The organism is Aliivibrio sifiae (assembly GCF_002954705.1).
Taxonomy (GTDB): domain Bacteria; phylum Pseudomonadota; class Gammaproteobacteria; order Enterobacterales; family Vibrionaceae; genus Aliivibrio; species Aliivibrio sifiae_A.
Genome location: NZ_MSCO01000001.1, coordinates 995,869 through 1,011,808, shown reverse-complemented (window position 1 = coordinate 1,011,808; position 15,940 = coordinate 995,869). Strand labels below are relative to the sequence as shown.

General features: G+C 40.1%; 15 protein-coding genes and 1 other annotated feature. Of the genes, 5 read left to right on the top strand and 10 right to left on the bottom strand.

What is annotated here, in order from left to right:
* Positions 1-109: 109 nt before the first annotated feature.
* The 5 genes from BTO22_RS04590 to BTO22_RS04570 all read left to right on the top strand — a co-directional run bounded on the left by BTO22_RS04590 (position 110) and on the right by BTO22_RS04570 (position 6,403).
* Positions 110-1,414: an MATE family efflux transporter gene (locus BTO22_RS04590; protein ID WP_105054473.1), complete on the top strand. Its 1,305-nt coding sequence runs from the start codon at positions 110-112 to the stop codon at positions 1,412-1,414.
* A gap of 171 nt (positions 1,415-1,585) precedes the next feature.
* Complete coding sequence (locus tag BTO22_RS04585; protein WP_105054472.1) at positions 1,586-2,344, top strand: ATP-binding cassette domain-containing protein; 759 nt, start codon at positions 1,586-1,588, stop codon at positions 2,342-2,344.
* Positions 2,341-3,150: an ABC transporter ATP-binding protein gene (locus BTO22_RS04580; protein ID WP_105054471.1), complete on the top strand. Its 810-nt coding sequence runs from the start codon at positions 2,341-2,343 to the stop codon at positions 3,148-3,150. The genes BTO22_RS04585 and BTO22_RS04580 overlap by 4 nt, the downstream gene beginning before the upstream one ends.
* A 47-nt stretch (positions 3,151-3,197) precedes the next feature.
* Positions 3,198-4,661 carry an ABC transporter substrate-binding protein gene (locus tag BTO22_RS04575; RefSeq protein ID WP_105054470.1) on the top strand — a complete coding sequence of 488 codons (1,464 nt, stop codon included), beginning with the start codon at positions 3,198-3,200 and terminating at the stop codon, positions 4,659-4,661.
* Between the two features lie 5 nt (positions 4,662-4,666).
* Positions 4,667-6,403, top strand: a complete 1,737-nt coding sequence (locus BTO22_RS04570; protein ID WP_105054469.1) for an ABC transporter permease subunit — start codon at positions 4,667-4,669, stop codon at positions 6,401-6,403.
* A gap of 47 nt (positions 6,404-6,450) precedes the next feature.
* On the opposite strand, the gene BTO22_RS04565 is transcribed toward BTO22_RS04570, so the two are convergent.
* The 10 genes from BTO22_RS04565 to hisG all read right to left on the bottom strand — a co-directional run bounded on the left by BTO22_RS04565 (position 6,451) and on the right by hisG (position 15,636).
* Positions 6,451-7,416: a class I SAM-dependent methyltransferase gene (locus tag BTO22_RS04565; protein WP_105054468.1), complete on the bottom strand. Its 966-nt coding sequence runs from the start codon at positions 7,414-7,416 to the stop codon at positions 6,451-6,453.
* A complete protein-coding gene (locus BTO22_RS04560) occupies positions 7,413-8,099 on the bottom strand; it encodes a TIGR01621 family pseudouridine synthase (protein WP_105054467.1) in 687 nt (228 codons plus the stop codon). The genes BTO22_RS04565 and BTO22_RS04560 overlap by 4 nt, the downstream gene beginning before the upstream one ends.
* 108 nt (positions 8,100-8,207) lie before the next feature.
* The gene (gene hisIE, locus BTO22_RS04555; protein WP_105054466.1) at positions 8,208-8,828 is read right to left on the bottom strand and encodes a bifunctional phosphoribosyl-AMP cyclohydrolase/phosphoribosyl-ATP diphosphatase HisIE; all 621 of its coding nucleotides are present in this window, start codon (positions 8,826-8,828) and stop codon (positions 8,208-8,210) included.
* Complete coding sequence (gene hisF / locus BTO22_RS04550) at positions 8,825-9,598, bottom strand: imidazole glycerol phosphate synthase subunit HisF (RefSeq protein WP_105054465.1); 774 nt, start codon at positions 9,596-9,598, stop codon at positions 8,825-8,827. Before hisF ends, hisIE begins: the two co-directional genes overlap by 4 nt.
* Positions 9,580-10,317, bottom strand: coding sequence for a 1-(5-phosphoribosyl)-5-[(5-phosphoribosylamino)methylideneamino]imidazole-4-carboxamide isomerase (hisA, locus tag BTO22_RS04545; RefSeq protein ID WP_005418747.1), 738 nt, complete (start codon positions 10,315-10,317; stop codon positions 9,580-9,582). The genes hisF and hisA overlap by 19 nt, the downstream gene beginning before the upstream one ends.
* 114 nt (positions 10,318-10,431) lie before the next feature.
* Positions 10,432-11,046, bottom strand: coding sequence for an imidazole glycerol phosphate synthase subunit HisH (gene hisH / locus BTO22_RS04540; protein ID WP_105054464.1), 615 nt, complete (start codon positions 11,044-11,046; stop codon positions 10,432-10,434).
* Positions 11,047-11,054: 8 nt separating this feature from the next.
* Positions 11,055-12,128: a bifunctional histidinol-phosphatase/imidazoleglycerol-phosphate dehydratase HisB gene (gene hisB, locus BTO22_RS04535; protein WP_105054463.1), complete on the bottom strand. Its 1,074-nt coding sequence runs from the start codon at positions 12,126-12,128 to the stop codon at positions 11,055-11,057.
* A 236-nt stretch (positions 12,129-12,364) separates the two neighbouring features.
* Positions 12,365-13,405 carry a histidinol-phosphate transaminase gene (gene hisC, locus BTO22_RS04530; RefSeq protein WP_105054462.1) on the bottom strand — a complete coding sequence of 347 codons (1,041 nt, stop codon included), beginning with the start codon at positions 13,403-13,405 and terminating at the stop codon, positions 12,365-12,367.
* 9 nt (positions 13,406-13,414) lie between these two features.
* Positions 13,415-14,734, bottom strand: coding sequence for a histidinol dehydrogenase (hisD, locus tag BTO22_RS04525; RefSeq protein WP_105054461.1), 1,320 nt, complete (start codon positions 14,732-14,734; stop codon positions 13,415-13,417).
* Positions 14,735-14,739: 5 nt separating this feature from the next.
* Complete coding sequence (hisG, locus tag BTO22_RS04520; protein WP_105054460.1) at positions 14,740-15,636, bottom strand: ATP phosphoribosyltransferase; 897 nt, start codon at positions 15,634-15,636, stop codon at positions 14,740-14,742.
* Positions 15,637-15,705: 69 nt separating this feature from the next.
* Positions 15,706-15,832, bottom strand: a sequence feature (His leader region).
* Positions 15,833-15,940 lie beyond the last annotated feature (108 nt).

Below are 15,940 nucleotides of genomic sequence, written 5' to 3'. Positions count from 1 at the left end.
TATATTTTCCATAAATAACAAGATCTAACACCTATTGTTAAAATATTTAATGACAAGCTTAACAATAAAAGTTACCGTTAATGAAAATGATTATCACTAACAAGACTTCATGACTATAACACACAAAGATTACTCTAAAATTGCCTTTCCATTCATTATATCAACCGTCACTCAACCTTTATTAGGTGCTGTTGATACGGCTGTTATTGGGCAAATGGGCATTGCTGAGTTAATTGGAGGTGTAGCCATAGGTACGGTTATCATGAACACCATCTATTGGCTATTCGGATTTTTTCGTGTCAGTACGACAGGACAAAGCGCAATAGCTTTAGGAAAAGGATGCCAGTCGAGTTTAATCAATAGCTTAATGAGACCGTTCATTCTTTCGGCATCTATCGGCCTTATCTTTATGATTTTCCAATCATTCATTTGGCAAGGGGCTCTTTGGGTAATATCACCAGACCCTATTGTTGCAGAACAAGCTCATTTGTACTTTAGTATTCTGATTTATGGCGCCCCTTTTGTGTTAATGAACTATTCAATTATCGGATGGTTAATGGGGCAGGCAAAAGCAAAAGAGACTCTTTATACGCAGGTTTTCGGCAACATATTAAATATCGTTCTTGATGTGATCTTTGTTTTCTACTTTGACCTTGGGGTCGCTGGCGTCGCTTACGCTAGTTTAATTGCTCAAATCACAACCTTTATTATTGGAATAACCATCGTACTAAAAACAAGCAAAATCCCGGTATCTGCATTTTTACAATCCACAAAGATCAGTAAACAAGATTTATCCGTCATTATTTCATCTAATTCTGATTTATTAATACGTACTATATGCATATTAGTCTTCTTTAATATGATCGCTCGTATAGGCTCACAACTTGGTACTGACGTACTCGCAGCCAACGCAATTTTAATGCAGGTTACTTTTATTATTAGCTATATGTTTGACGGTATCGCTAATGCCTCAAGTGTATTCGCTGGTAAATCCATCGGACAAAAAGATAAAACAATGTTCAACCAAGTAGTAAAACTCAACGCACAATGGACTACTGGGCTTATAATTACTCTTACACTGGTGGTCATCTTATTCAAAAATAGCCTTATTTTACTCTTTACCGATCAAGTTGAACTCATCACTATTTATGACAATATGACACCGTGGTTAATCGTTTTTCCACTCGTTGCAGGATTTGGCTTAACTATCTATGGCATTTTTACTGGAACAGGAACAACCCGCCCAGTGAGAGACTCTAGTCTAGCCACGCTATTATTATTTTTGATTACACAAACATTCACCGTCAACTGGTGGGGAAATCATGGTCTATGGCTAGCATTTACCATTTTCTACCTTGGCCGAATCATGTTTTTATACCCATTTATTTATCAAATAAAACAAAAAATGCTTTAATTTAAAAATACGATACAGAGTCTAATCACTAAATTCCGCCAGATTGAACTGTCTGGCCTACTTTTGGTTGATTTAATGTTAAATCAATCAATTGTTACTCTTCGACACTTTTCATTATTATTTCAAAATGATACCATTGTTATGTTATAACATATCATTAAATGAGTTAGTGTGAATTTACCTATAGTTTCAGTTAATCAATTAAGTGTATCAACCTCTTCAAGAGTATTATTTAACGATATTACTTTCGACGTCTCTCGTGGTGAATTATTAGCAATCATGGGGCCTTCTGGTATAGGTAAATCGATGTTATCCCGCGCTATTGCCGGTTTTACTTCAGATACTGTTCAAGTTAGAGGTCATATTTCTCTTTCTGGTTATGACGTTTCTAATATTCCTTTACTAAACAGGCCTGCAGCCCAACGCCCTGCTTTTATCTTTCAAGACGCTCTTCAAGCCCTTAATCCTTTAGTCTCTGTTGAAGGGCAGCTATGTCTTGCATTAACAAGTTCTCAAACGAAGTTAAATAAAGTCACACAAAAAACGATTATAGAACTTCTTAATAGACTTGAATTTTCAGATCCTGAATCAATTCTCCCTCTCTACCCAGGTCAATTATCCGGAGGTCAACGTCAACGAATATGTATCGCAATTGGCCTTCTAAGCAATGCTGAAGTTTTAATCGCAGATGAGCCAACGAGCGCCCTAGATCCCATAACAGAACAAGAGATCCTAACGTTAATTCGAGAGAATATTAAAGAAAAACAGCTTGCAGGGATATTAATTACTCATAATCTTCAAAGTGCTCTTGCTTGTGACAAATTACTTGTCATCGATGAAGGAAAAATGGTTGCGTATGGTCCACCTAAAGAGGCTTTAAACGCCAGTTCTCATTCTTTTTGTTGCTCATTAAAAGCGCTCATCACATGAATAAAATAATCACATCGATTCAATTCGACAGCGTCTCTGTTCATCACTACTCTTTGCCTCGTTGGTTAGGAGGTAAGCCCTTTAAAGCTCTTAATAATATAAACTTATGTATTAAAGATAAAAACCTAGCCATTGTTGGTCCTTCAGGAGCAGGGAAATCAACCTTAATTGAATTATTATTTGGACTGCGTAAAACAACGAGCGGCCATATCACACTCTTTGGGAATTCTTTGCCAATAAGCTCACGTAAAGCTCAAATCAGTGTATCTAAGCGAATGCAATTGATACCACAAGAACCACATACAAGCTTAAATCCTTACTACACTATTTATCAAATCTTGCATGAGCCTCTTTTAAACCTTAAGGATGAAAGTGATCATACAGCAAGGATTAAAGAAACCCTCAAAGAAGTCGGCTTATCAAAGAAACTGCTGTCATTAACCGCACAACAGCTTTCTACAGGTCAAGCACAACGAGTTGCTATTGCTCGGGCATTAGTCGTTAAGCCATCAATTCTTATTGCTGATGAGCCAACTAGCAGCCTCGATCCTGTTAGTCGTCAAAAGATACTTGATTTATTAATGTCATTAAAATCACGCTTAAATATGCGCCTTATTTTAATTACACATGACCTGCAAGCAGCACAAACGTTATGTGATGACATTTTAGTCCTAGATCATGGAGAAGTAGCTGAATTTGGTCCATCTAACCAAATAATGACGGCGCCTAACCACCCCACCACTCAAGCCTTGATTAATGCTCAATCTCTAATCATACCGAATCAACCAACACAACTACTGGAATAAAACATCATTATGCGTCTCTATACAATAAAGCTAGCTTGCATGCTTGCATGCTTGCATTGACTCTACCTTTGACTGGCTGTTTTGATGCTAAAGTCGATGCTGATAAAGAAAATACAACATCAGAAATTAACATTGCCATGATGCAACCACAAAGGACTGGTCTATCCCCTTTATCTGATGATGCGTTCAAGTTATCTCGATGGAGTACAGCAGAAACTCTAGTAAACTTAAATGCGCAATCTAACGCCGAACCAATGCTAGCAACAGCATGGGAACAAGTTGATCCTCTTACTTGGCGTTTTACTGTTCGACAAGGTGTTACTTTTCATGATGGTTCAACATTAGATGCATTTGCAGTCACTAACTCTTTACAAAAAGCATTAGAAGCTGCGCCTAAACCTCGTATTCTTGATGGTATTGATTTAAAAATAAAAGCACTAAACGATTCTACTGTCGAGATTGGTACTACTTTTAACGACCCACTTTTACCAAACCGTCTATCTAGTCCTCAATTAGCGATTCTAGCTTCAGGTGCTTATAAAGAAAATGGACAAGTCATTCCTACTGGGATGGGAACTGGCCCATTTGAACTAGTAAACATTAATGGCAGTACAAGTGCTAAACTCCATCGATTTGATGGTTATTGGGGTGAGAAAGCGCAAATAGATACTGTTAATGTTGAATATGTTCCAAACGGCTTCTCTCGTGCTGCCGCTCTGCGAACAGGTACCGCAGATATTGTTGAAGCCGTTCCTGTATCACAAATAGCCACAATTGATTCTGAATTACTTTATGAAGTAGCGATGCCAAGAACAAATACACTCTACTTAAATAACAAATCAAAAGTTTTCAGCCAAATCGCACTACGTAAAACCGCAGCAGCAGCTATCAATAAACAACAAATAGTTGAAATGGTTTATGAAAACCATGCAGATATCGCTCAAGGCTTATTTGGACCAGCACTGACTTGGGCCGCACCACTTCGACCAGAAGCACCGTTTTTAGATAAAAACCTAAAAGCTAACGGAGAAACCATTGTCATTGGTACTTTCACTGACCGTGCCGAGCTTCCAGAAGTCGCAGCACTTTTAAAGCAGCAATTTGAAGCGGTCGGTTTTAACGTTAAGCTTGATATCCGTGAGTATGCTCAGATTGAAAATGATGCTTTAGCGGGTAAATTTGATGCCTTTATTCTTTCTCGAGCAACAGTACTTGATTCGGGTGACCCTGTGGCTTACATGATGAGTGATTTTGGGTGTAAAGGTTCATATAACTTAGGTCATTACTGCTCAAAAGACGTTGATAGCGCGCTTTATCATGCCGATTTACAATCTTTAGGGGCGAAACGACAGCAAGCCATTATTGATGCTGAACAAAAAATACTAAACGACTTTGCTGCTATTCCTTTATTACATGAACGTGTAATCCAAGGCGAAAGCAAGAGAGTGATGAATGTAATCCGAGATCCTAGTGAACGTCGTTTAATTAACCAACAAACGCAGGTTAATTAAAGTAAATGTTTTCTGTTTCAACAATACGTCCAGCATTATCTATATTAACCCCATGGTTATCCCGACTAATCTCACTTACTGCGGTAGTGATTTTAGTTGGTTTAATACCTGAAATTGCGGGTATAGATCCAAGTCAATCTATCTTAAGAGCACGCTCTGGACAACAGCAGCTGTTAACGGCTGAATCTTTACAAGCTGTACGAACGGATCTCCAACTTCATCGGAGTGCATTTGAACGGTTAATTGATTGGTTTTCCGGATTAATAAAAGGGGATTTAGGGGTCTCTTGGATAGACGGTTCTTCCGTAACTTCTGCTATTCATCAGGCACTATCTACCTCTCTATTTTTAATGTCTACTGCATTAGTGTTGACGTTTATACTTTGCAGTATGGCTTTAATGAGGCTGTTAAGCCATTGGAAAAAAGGAACACTAAAAAGCAACCACCACTCTTTAAGCATTGTTTTTATATCATTGCCTGAATATGTTATTGCTTCTTTACTGATTCTATTTTTTTCTATTTGGCTTGGTTGGTTCCCGCCTTATGGTTGGCAAAGTTGGCAAAACATTTGGTTACCAAGTTTAGCTCTTGCTTTACCTGCAAGTGGGTTATTCAGCCGCTTATTACACGACAGCCTACTCCGTGTGTTTAATGAACCCTGGATAACAACTTGGTTAAGTGCGAATGTACACACAAACCAAATAACCCGTTTTGCTCTTAAAAAAGCACTCAGTAGTCTAATCCCTCAAATTTCAATGATTATCATAGGGATCACCGGCGGAGCGGTTGCAGTAGAACAAATTTTTTCGATTCCGGGAATTGGACGGCTAATTCTTAGTGCAGCAAAGGCACAAGATCTACCCATTCTTCAGGGCGGCTTATTAGTACTACTGTTTTTATCTATTATGATCAGTAGTTTTGGGCTTCTATTACAGCAGTTAATATTAGGCCATAGCGTTAAAAGTGGGAAATTAATTAGTAGTCATTCATCATTCCAATTGACTAAAAGTGCACCAAAGCGAATGATCGCATTTAGTATTTTATCATTTTTATTACTGATTGCGGTTTGGGCACTATTTAGAGACTCTTACTCAAGTCAATTTTCTCGTTTAGCCTCCCCTAACATACACATCCCATTGGGAGCAGATGGTATAGGTCGCGATTTATTAGCTCGAATAGGCGCGGGCATGATATCAACGTTTCAAGCTGGAATTTTAGCTACATTTCTCAGCTTATTAACTGGCATTTTAATGGGGTTTAATACGCGATGGACTCAAGGACTTATTGAAGTCACTAAAGGGGTGCCGTATATCGTGGCTGGTTTATTAGTCGCAGGTATTTCAGGTATGAATGCGAACAGTGCACTCATCGCTATTGTTTTAGTGTCATGGGCACCACTGGCTGCACATTGCTCAAGCTTAATTTCTGAAGCTAAAGCCCAACCATATACTCATTTAGCGCCTACTTGGGGCACAAATAAGTTCAAGATTTTCCGCTTCTACTTATTACCTTATGTCCTGCCTCCGTTATTAAGGCATACTCTATTAAAGTTGCCCGTAATTACATTGAGCCTAACCTCTTTGAGCTTTATTGGATTAGGTGCAAAACCACCAGAATCAGAATGGGGATTAATGATAGCAGAAAACCTCCCTTATATAGAGAGAGCTCCTTTGGGTGTTTTAGGACCCATTTTTGGACTTATTCTTATGGGAATTGCCATTACTTTACTGTTTGATGATTAATAAAAACCCCCTTATCGCAAGGGGGCTTTTTTATATAAAACTTCAGCTTAGCGAGTAAAGCGCATCACTTTTAAGCCGCTTTCTGGATTAATATCAGCAAACTCTGGCGGGTTATCTAAACGCTCTACAAACTTCAGCTCTGGCGCTTCTTCAGCCATACCATCAATTAAGAAATCAGTAGATACTGCAGGTGAATTCACACAAGCTAACACTTCGCCGGTCTCACTTAATAAATCAGGTAAACGACGCAAGATCTTTTGGTAATCTTTCGTCAATGCAAAACTGCCTTTTTGAAAACTTGGCGGATCAATAATGATCAAATCGTATAAGCCTAATTTCTTAATCTTACCCCACGACTTAAATATATCATGTCCCAAGAATTTAACTTTAGACAGATCATGCTCATTTAAACGGTGATTATCACGACCACGGCTCAGCGGCCCTTTCGCCATATCTAAATTAACAACTTGAGTCGCACCACCGGCAATAGCGGCAACTGAAAAACCACACGTATACGCAAATAGGTTTAATACCGATTTACCTTCACTGTGTGCTTGAACCCATTTTCGACCATAGCGCATATCTAAAAATAGCCCCATGTTCTGATTCTTTTTCAGTTCTAGTTGATATTTTAATCCGTTCTCTACAGCAACAGGGAAGGTTTCTTCACTGCCCCACACCACTTGAGTTGGTGCTAGCTCTTGATAACGATGTTGCAATAAAATCGCTTCGCCTTTAGCGTTTTTCCATGTATCTGAACCGGTAAACGCGTTCAACTTTGATTCTAGAGCTTCAACAAAAGCAGGATCTTGCTCTTTAAATAGCGCTACAACCAATTGACCTTGAGAGCCCTGTTCTTGAGAATCTTGACCTTGAAGCCAATCAACAGTGAGTTGTTCTAATCCTTCAAAACACTGACCTCGACCATGGAATAAACGGCGTAGCTCATTCTGTGAGGTAGTTAATTGCGTTTCTAAATGAGTAAATAAGGTATCTAATGCTTCTATCTTCATGATTTCTTCTTAATCTCTGGCCAAGTTAATGTCCACGGTGTTTGCCACTGCGATAATCCTGCTTGAATGGTCTCATCTTGCCACTCTTCACCATGCTTTGGTGCTTCAACAAATTCAAATGCTTGGTCTTGATAGGTAAAACGTAAAGCATAAGCGTGGAGGTAACCGCGATCTGCTTTAGATGAGCTGTAAATTGAATCGCCTAAAATGCCCGAGCCGACACTTTTTAATGCAACTCGAATTTGATGAGTTTTCCCAGTATGTGGTTTACATAAAAATAAACGATTACCATTATAGGCCGCCGTTGAGAAAAACTGAGTAATCGCAGGGTTTTCTTTGCTGTTAATGAGCTTCCATGACGCTCTACGTGAACGTTCCATATCGCCAATAACCAGACCTTGTTTTTTCTTAGGCTTTTTATCCCCAATAGCGAGGTAGTATTTCTCAACTAAACGCTTAGCAAACAACTGTGATAATTCACTGGCAGCAGACTGGTTTCGGCCAATCAACAATAAGCCTGATGTCATTTTGTCTAAACGATGGATTAAATAAAGCTGCTTATCACCAGTAACTTTAGCGAGTTCAATCAATAATGAGGTTTCACCATCGTCTTTATGAACACTGATGTTTGGGTGCTTATTTATAACAAGAAAATCTGAATTCTTATAAAGGATATCGAACATTGGCGCTCCTAAAATTGAGCGCAGAGTATAGCGAGGATGGTATCTCAATTCCAATAAAAACGCCGATCAGATGATCGGCGTTGAGTTCTTATTTGTAATTAAAGAGGCTTATTTATGACGTTCTTTCAGTTTATTAATCACATCATCGAACGATAGGCCTTGATCTTGAAGCAGAACAAATAGGTGATACATCAAATCGGCTGATTCACACACTAGCTCCGCCTTGTCACCCGACGTCGCTGCAAGCGCGACTTCAACGCCTTCTTCGCCAACTTTTTGCGAAATACGCTTGGTGCCACGGGCATAGAGACTTGCTGTGTAAGATGAGTCAGGATCAGCATTCTTACGCTCGGCAAGTAGCTGTTCCAACTGATGAAGCCACACCAATTGTGTTTCTTCAGTTTTATCACCGTCCCAACAGGTGGTTGTTCCAGTGTGACAAGTTGGTCCAACAGGATTGACTTTAATAAGCAAAGTATCGTTATCGCAATCTAAAGAAACATTCACCAGATTTAAACTGTTGCCTGATTCCTCACCCTTAGTCCATAAACGATTTTTAGTGCGAGAAAAAAAAGTAACTTTCTCTGTTTCTAATGTTTTCGCAAGAGCTTCTTGGTTCATGTAACCCATCATCAATACTTGGCTCGAACCAAAATCTTGAATAATAGCAGGAACTAAACCGTCCACTTTCTCCCAATCAATACGTGTTGCTAATTCTTGTTGGCTCATCGGCGTACCTCTACATCCTGTTCGGCTAAATAGTCTTTTAATTCACCAATATTGATGATTTGTTTGTGAAATACCGATGCCGCTAATGCACCGTCTACGTTTGTTTTTTTATAAGCATCCGCAAAGTGAACCATTTCACCGGCACCACCTGACGCAATCAATGGAACATGACACACTTCACGTACCATTTTTAATTGTTCTAAATCGTAACCGCTACGAACACCGTCTTGGTTCATCATGTTTAATACGATTTCACCCGCCCCACGCTTTTGAACTTCTTGCACCCAATCTTTGGTTTCCCATTTGGTTGCTTTGGTGTGTTCTTCATCACCAGTAAATTGGTAAACTTGATATTTACCCGTTTCTTTATCGAAGTATGAATCAATACCAACCACGATGCACTGAACACCAAATTTATCGGCAAGTTCTGTGATGAGTTCTGGATTAGCTAATGCAGGTGAATTAATTGATACTTTGTCTGCACCAAATTCTAAAATCTTCGCAGCATCTTCTGCCGTTTTAATTCCACCGGCCACACAAAATGGAATATCAATCACCTCAGCGACGCGTGCGACCCAGCTTTTGTCTACTACGCGTCCATCACTTGATGCGGTAATGTCATAAAATACCAATTCATCGGCCCCCTCTTCAGCGTAACGCTGTGCTAACGGAACGATATCACCAATGATTTCATGATTACGAAATTGAACGCCCTTGACCACTTGTCCATCTTTAACATCAAGACAAGGAACTATTCGCTTTGCCAACATTGGAATGCCTCCTCTGCGGTGAACTTGCCATCAAGCAATGCTCGGCCCACAATCACACCTGCAACACCAGAGCCTTTCAGCGCGGCGATATCATCTAATGAACCAATGCCACCTGATGATTGGAATTGCACTTGTGGGTATTGTTTGCATAGATCTACGTAGAGTTCTACATTCGATCCTTGCAGCGTGCCATCGCGTGAGATATCAGTGCACAAAACATGCTTCAAACCAACCGTTAGGTAATCTTCAAGCAGCGCTTCAATCGTTACGCCTGAGTCTTCTTGCCAGCCTGAAATCGCTACGTTACGTGTGCCGTTTTCATCAATGTTAATATCTAGCGCTAATACGATTTTTTCTGCGCCGTATTTTTCCATCCACCCTTTCACAAGCTCTGGCTGTTTTACCGCAGTAGAACCAACAACTACACGTTGTGCGCCTGCATTCAATAAATCTTGTACGTCTGCTTCATTACGTACGCCACCACCAATTTGAATATTGGCAGGGGTACTTGCTAATAAACGAGCAATTAAGTCTAGTTGACGCGCAGTTGTGTCTTTTGCGCCCGTTAAATCCACAAGGTGTAGCCAATTTGCACCTGCTTGGTGATACAGATTAAACTGCTCTGCTGGATCAACTTTGTATTCTGTTACTTGCCCGTAGTCGCCTTGAAAAAGACGAACCACTTGACCTTCAATTAAATCTAATGCTGGAATGATCATAAATATCCTTATTAGCAGAATCGAGAACATTCGCTTCGCTCATTGCTAGATCCGAGGGACGAGTAAGAGCCCTAAAACCTCGAAGCGAAGCGACCTCGCACCTCGTCCCTGCCCTTATAGCTCCAAAAAGTTCTGAATAAGCTTTGAACCCACTTTACTTGAGCGCTCTGGATGAAACTGAACACCGTAATAATTACCCGCTTGTAACGCTGCGGTAAACGGTTGTCCATAGTCACACGATGCAATGGTGTAATCACCTACTTGCATGCCAAAGCTGTGTACAAAGTAAAAGTAACTGTTCTCTGGAATGTCTTTAAACAGCGGGTTGCCATCGACAGGCTTAATCGTATTCCAGCCCATGTGAGGCAGTGGTAAATCACCGGTTTGAAGCTTACAAACTTCGCCGTTGCACAAACCTAAGCAATCCACAATTTGATCCGCTTTTTGGCCTTTCTCTTCAGAAAGTTTCCCAAGTAGCTGCATTCCTAGACAGATACCTAGTAGTGGTTTTTCAACTTGTTTAACCAGTTCGATAAGATCACGTTCAGCCAAGTTTTTCATCGCTTCACTTGCTGTACCAACGCCTGGTAAAAACAGCTTATCTGCCGCTAATACCACTTGAGGATCTTTACTTATCGTAACGGTATAACCTAAACGCTCAATCGCAAACCTCACAGATGATACGTTGGAGCAACCAGTATCAATAATAACGACGTTTTGATTTGTCATAGTCACTCCTACAATACGCCTTTTGAGCTTGGCAGTTCATTACCTTCCACTTTAATCGCTTGACGTAAAGTACGACCAAACGCTTTAAATAGGCTCTCAATAATGTGGTGATCATTCTGCCCAGCAGAAGAAAGGTGTAAGGTACAAGCAAGCGTATCTGTTAGCGAGCGGAAGAAGTGAACCACCATCTCTGTTGATAAGTCACCCACTTGATCACGGCTAAATTCAGCATCAAATTTCAGATATGGACGGCCAGATAAATCCAGAGCACATTGCGCTAAACACTCATCCATTGGTAGGGTAAACCCAAAACGACCAATACCACGCTTATCACCCAAGGCTTCTTTTAACGCTTCACCTAGTGCTAGAGCGGTATCTTCAATAGTGTGGTGATCATCAATGTGTAAGTCGCCCTCTACATTGATCTTCATTTGGAAGCCGCCGTGCGTAGCAATTTGATCAAGCATGTGATCAAAGAAACCAAGACCCGTAGTGATCTCATTTCCGCCCTGCTCATCCAAATTCACAAACACTTTAATATCTGTTTCTTTGGTTGTACGGATCACTTCTGCCGTACGGGCATTTACGGTCAGATCTTTTAAGATCGCAGGCCAATTCATTGTTTCTGGATGGTATTGAATACCGCGGATTGCCATGTTCTCAGCTAGTTGAAGATCCGTTTGACGATCACCAATCACTACTGAGTGTTGAAAATCGACTTTTCCGCCTTGAAGATACTCTTTTACCATACCCAATTTAGGTTTGCGGCATGAGCAGTTGTCTTCTTCAAAGTGAGGACAGATAAGAACATCATCAAACTTCACGCCTTGAGATTCAAAAAACTCCATCATCATATTGTGTGGTGCATCAAACTCAGCTTGTGGGTAACTATCTGTACCTAAACCGTCTTGGTTTGTCACCATCACTAAACGGTAACCCGCATCTTGAAGAGAAAGCAGAGATGGAATAACCAGAGGTTCAAATTTTAGTTTATCTAAACGGTCTACTTGAAAATCAACAGGCGGCTCAATAATTAAGGTGCCATCACGGTCAATAAATAAAATCTTTTGTTGTTTGCTCACAGGAACTTCCTTTTAATTTTTCTAATTCTATTATTGATATCTCCAAGCCCTTATTCCTAAGCTTGGGGATAAAATATACCAATCACAGTAAGTAAATGAGCAGTAATAGCGAAGGAAAAATGCTTGAGAACAAGGCAAAATTTTTCGATAAGTAGTTATTCTACAATCAAAAATTTTAACGCAGTTATCGAGTATTTTAACTAGCTAGGATGATCAGTTATTTACTACGATTGGTATTAAGTTAATTGATTACGAATAAAGCCTAATGTTTTTTCACACTCTTCGCGGTTACCTACACTGATACGTACACAATTTTCAATCGGCGAGTTACGTAAAATAATGCCGTGATCCCATGCTGCTTTAAATACGGCATCGCCATTAGGAAATTCAACTAATAAATAGTTACCCCATCCCTCATGCACAGTGACACCATTCAATACCATTAATCCAGCGTGTAAATAAGCACGGTTGGCACTTAAATCAAGCATTTGATATTTCATGCGAGCTAAACCGGCTTCAGACAAAGCTTGAGTTGCAATGTCAGCCACAGGAACTGGCACAGGATATGGTGCAATTACTTTAAGCAATACGTTAATTAACTCTTCATTCGCAAGGGTAAAACCACAACGTAACCCTGCCAATGCAAATGCTTTTGACAATGTACGTAGAATTGCAAGGTGTGAATAATTCGCTAATAAATCGACCGTGGACTTCTCCATACAAAAATCGATATAAGCTTCATCCATCACGACAATGGCACGATCTTTTGTCATCTCAAGTAATGAAAGGATATCTTTACGATTAACAATGTTACCTGTTGGGTTATTTGGGCTACAAACAAACACCACTTTGACATTATCTAAACTTGCTTCTATTGCAGGGAGATTTAATTGCCAATCAGACGTTAATGGTACGGTTTTAGTCTCTACACCAATTGTTTCTGCACTGATTGAGTACATGCCATAGGTTGGTGGGCAATATAAAATAGCGTCTTCATTTGGTTCACAAAATGCACGAACCAATAACTCAATGCCTTCATCAGCACCACGTGAAGTTAGCACTTGCTCTGGAGCTACTTTTGCATAAGCTGCATAGGCATTAATTAGCTCAGGAGGCTGACATTCACTATAACGATTTAGACGTGAAAAATTGACGTTATACTCATTATCAAATGGAGATTCATTGGCGTTTAACCATACATCCCCTGTGCCGCCAATACGGCGGGCTGAGAGATAAGGCGTTAATGCTTGCACTTGTTTTCTGGCTAACTTTTCCATCATGAATTCCTATTGATTCGTATCTAGCTGATTAGCTTCTAACTTAGCTAACTTTTCAATTCTGATTGTAACCGCTCGTTTGTGAGCATCAAGCCCTTCTGCATCTGCCATTGTCACCACTGTCGGAGCTAAACCTTTCAAACCATCTGCTGTTAATTCTTGCACTGTCATGCGCTTCGAAAAATCAGCCAAACCTAAACTTGAGTAGGTTTTTGTATATCCATAGGTTGGTAATACGTGATTGGTGCCTGAAGCGTAATCCCCAGCAGACTCTGGCGAGTAATTACCTAAGAAAATAGAGCCTGCATTGTCTAATAACGGCAGCAACTCTCGTGGATTTTTCGTTTGAACAATTAAGTGCTCAGGACCATAGAAGTTTGAAATTGATACGCACTGAGTAAGAGATTCTGCAATGATCAACAAGCTGGAGCCTAGCGCTTTACGTGCAATATCAGAACGAGATAACTCTTTTAATTGTTTATCGATTGCATCGGCTACTTGATCTGCAATGATCGGCGATGGCGTAACAAGAACCACTTGAGAATCTGGACCGTGTTCTGCTTGGCTTAGAAGATCCGCAGCAATGAAATCAGGCTCTGCTGTCTCATCCGCAATAACCAAAACCTCAGATGGACCAGCTGGCATATCTATCGCAGCACCACGAAAATCATTGGATACCTGACGTTTGGCTTCAGTTACGTATGCATTACCAGGACCAAAGATCTTATCGACTTTAGACACCGATTTTGTACCATACGCCATAGCGGCAACCGCTTGAGCGCCGCCAATATTGTATACTTCGTCAATCTTACACAATTTAGCGACATACAAAATTTCATCAGCAATAGGTGGAGGCGAACATAACACTACTTTTTGACAACCTGCAATTTGTGCCGGAATACCTAACATTAATACCGTTGAGGGTAATGGCGCACTGCCCCCTGGAATATACAAACCGACTTTGTTGATCGGCATGGTGATTTGTTCACACACCACGCCCGGTTGAGTTTCTACTTTTATTGGTTGTGGCTTTTGTGCTTTGTGAAACTTAGAGATATTACTGTACGCTTGTTGTAGCGCCGCTTTCATCTCTTCAGATAAACGTTCACTTGCGGCATCAATCTCTGATTTAGATACACGAATTGATTCTGGTTTCACACCATCAAACTTTTCAGTCAACGCTAATACACCAGCATCACCGTCTTGTTTAACGGTATTAATCACACTAGTTACCGCTGCGGTAATATTTGCGCCTTCGCTAATAGCAGGACGTTGTAATACGGTATCTTGTTGTGAGTCACTGAGTGATTGCCAAACTAGAGTTTTCATAATGGTTACTCCATCATCTTCTCAATTGGCAATACAAGAATAGAACTCGCACCCAGTGCTTTTAGCTGCTCCATTGTTTCCCAGAATAGATTTTCGGTACTTACTAGGTGAACCGCTACTTTTGCACCATCACTTGATAGAGGAAGTACTGTTGGATCTTCTGCTCCTGGAAGTAGTGATTTAATCGCTTCTAATTTATCTGTTGGTGCGTGTAGCATGATGTATTTAGATTCTTTAGCCTGAATGCAGCCTTGCATGCGTGTCAGTAGCTTTTCAATTAACGCAGCTTTATCTGCATCGAACTCACCTTGACGTTGAATTAGCGTTGCTTTAGAGCGGAAAATAACTTCTGCTTCTTTTAAGCCATTGGCTTCTAGCGTTGCGCCAGTTGAAACTAAATCAGCAATCGCATCAGAAAGACCTGCGCGAGGAGCAACTTCAACAGAGCCGTTCAGAATACAGGTAGAGAATGGAATGCCTTGTTCGTCCATATAGCTTTTAAGCAGTCGAGGGTAAGTCGTTGCAATACGCTTACCAGCGAGATCTTGTGGGCCGTTGTACGTTTCATCTTTATCGATAGCGATAGATAGACGACAACCACCAAAATCTAAACGACGTAGCGTAGTGAATGCTGAAGGCTCACCTAATGCTTTACGCTCTAAACGCACTTCTTCTAATTCATTTTCACCAATCACACCTAAATCAACCACACCATCCATGATTAAACTTGGAATATCGTCATCACGAACTAATAATAAATCAATTGGCATGTTTTCAGAATGAACCACTAATCGCTCACCTGAAATATTAAATTTCATGCCGCAGCGCTTAAATAGTTCTTGGCACTCTTTAGATAAACGGCCTTTCTTTTGAATCGCGATGCGTAAACGTTGTGCTGACATAATCTCTTCCTTGTAAAAATGTAATTCTAATTTTGTGGTAACTATTTATTACTTAATTTTGGTCATAAAACGAAAAAACCCTCAGAAGTTTTACCTTCCGAGGGTTTGAAATTGTATTCATCGGAAGGAAATTCTAATTGCCTTCCCGGATATGCATATCCTCCCGAAAGACTACTCAGGATGATGGTGATGATGAATGTTCAGACCTTGAATACGCATAATTATAAACCTTTAGTAACAAATTGATTTTGTTTTTAACCTTGTAAACACATTATCAAACTGTGGTTTTATTTCAACAAAAAAG

Coding starts and splice junctions, on each gene's coding strand:
- BTO22_RS04590 (WP_105054473.1), top strand. CDS start 110: ATGACTATAACACACAAAGATTACTCTAAAATTGCCTTTCCATTCATT.
- BTO22_RS04580 (WP_105054471.1), top strand. CDS start 2,341: ATGAATAAAATAATCACATCGATTCAATTCGACAGCGTCTCTGTTCAT.
- BTO22_RS04575 (WP_105054470.1), top strand. CDS start 3,198: ATGCTTGCATTGACTCTACCTTTGACTGGCTGTTTTGATGCTAAAGTC.
- BTO22_RS04570 (WP_105054469.1), top strand. CDS start 4,667: ATGTTTTCTGTTTCAACAATACGTCCAGCATTATCTATATTAACCCCA.
- BTO22_RS04565 (WP_105054468.1), bottom strand. CDS start 7,416: ATGAAGATAGAAGCATTAGATACCTTATTTACTCATTTAGAAACGCAA.
- BTO22_RS04560 (WP_105054467.1), bottom strand. CDS start 8,099: ATGTTCGATATCCTTTATAAGAATTCAGATTTTCTTGTTATAAATAAG.
- hisIE (WP_105054466.1), bottom strand. CDS start 8,828: ATGAGCCAACAAGAATTAGCAACACGTATTGATTGGGAGAAAGTGGAC.
- hisF (WP_105054465.1), bottom strand. CDS start 9,598: ATGTTGGCAAAGCGAATAGTTCCTTGTCTTGATGTTAAAGATGGACAA.
- hisA (WP_005418747.1), bottom strand. CDS start 10,317: ATGATCATTCCAGCATTAGATTTAATTGAAGGTCAAGTGGTTCGTCTT.
- hisH (WP_105054464.1), bottom strand. CDS start 11,046: ATGACAAATCAAAACGTCGTTATTATTGATACTGGTTGCTCCAACGTA.
- hisC (WP_105054462.1), bottom strand. CDS start 13,405: ATGGAAAAGTTAGCCAGAAAACAAGTGCAAGCATTAACGCCTTATCTC.
- hisD (WP_105054461.1), bottom strand. CDS start 14,734: ATGAAAACTCTAGTTTGGCAATCACTCAGTGACTCACAACAAGATACC.
- hisG (WP_105054460.1), bottom strand. CDS start 15,636: ATGTCAGCACAACGTTTACGCATCGCGATTCAAAAGAAAGGCCGTTTA.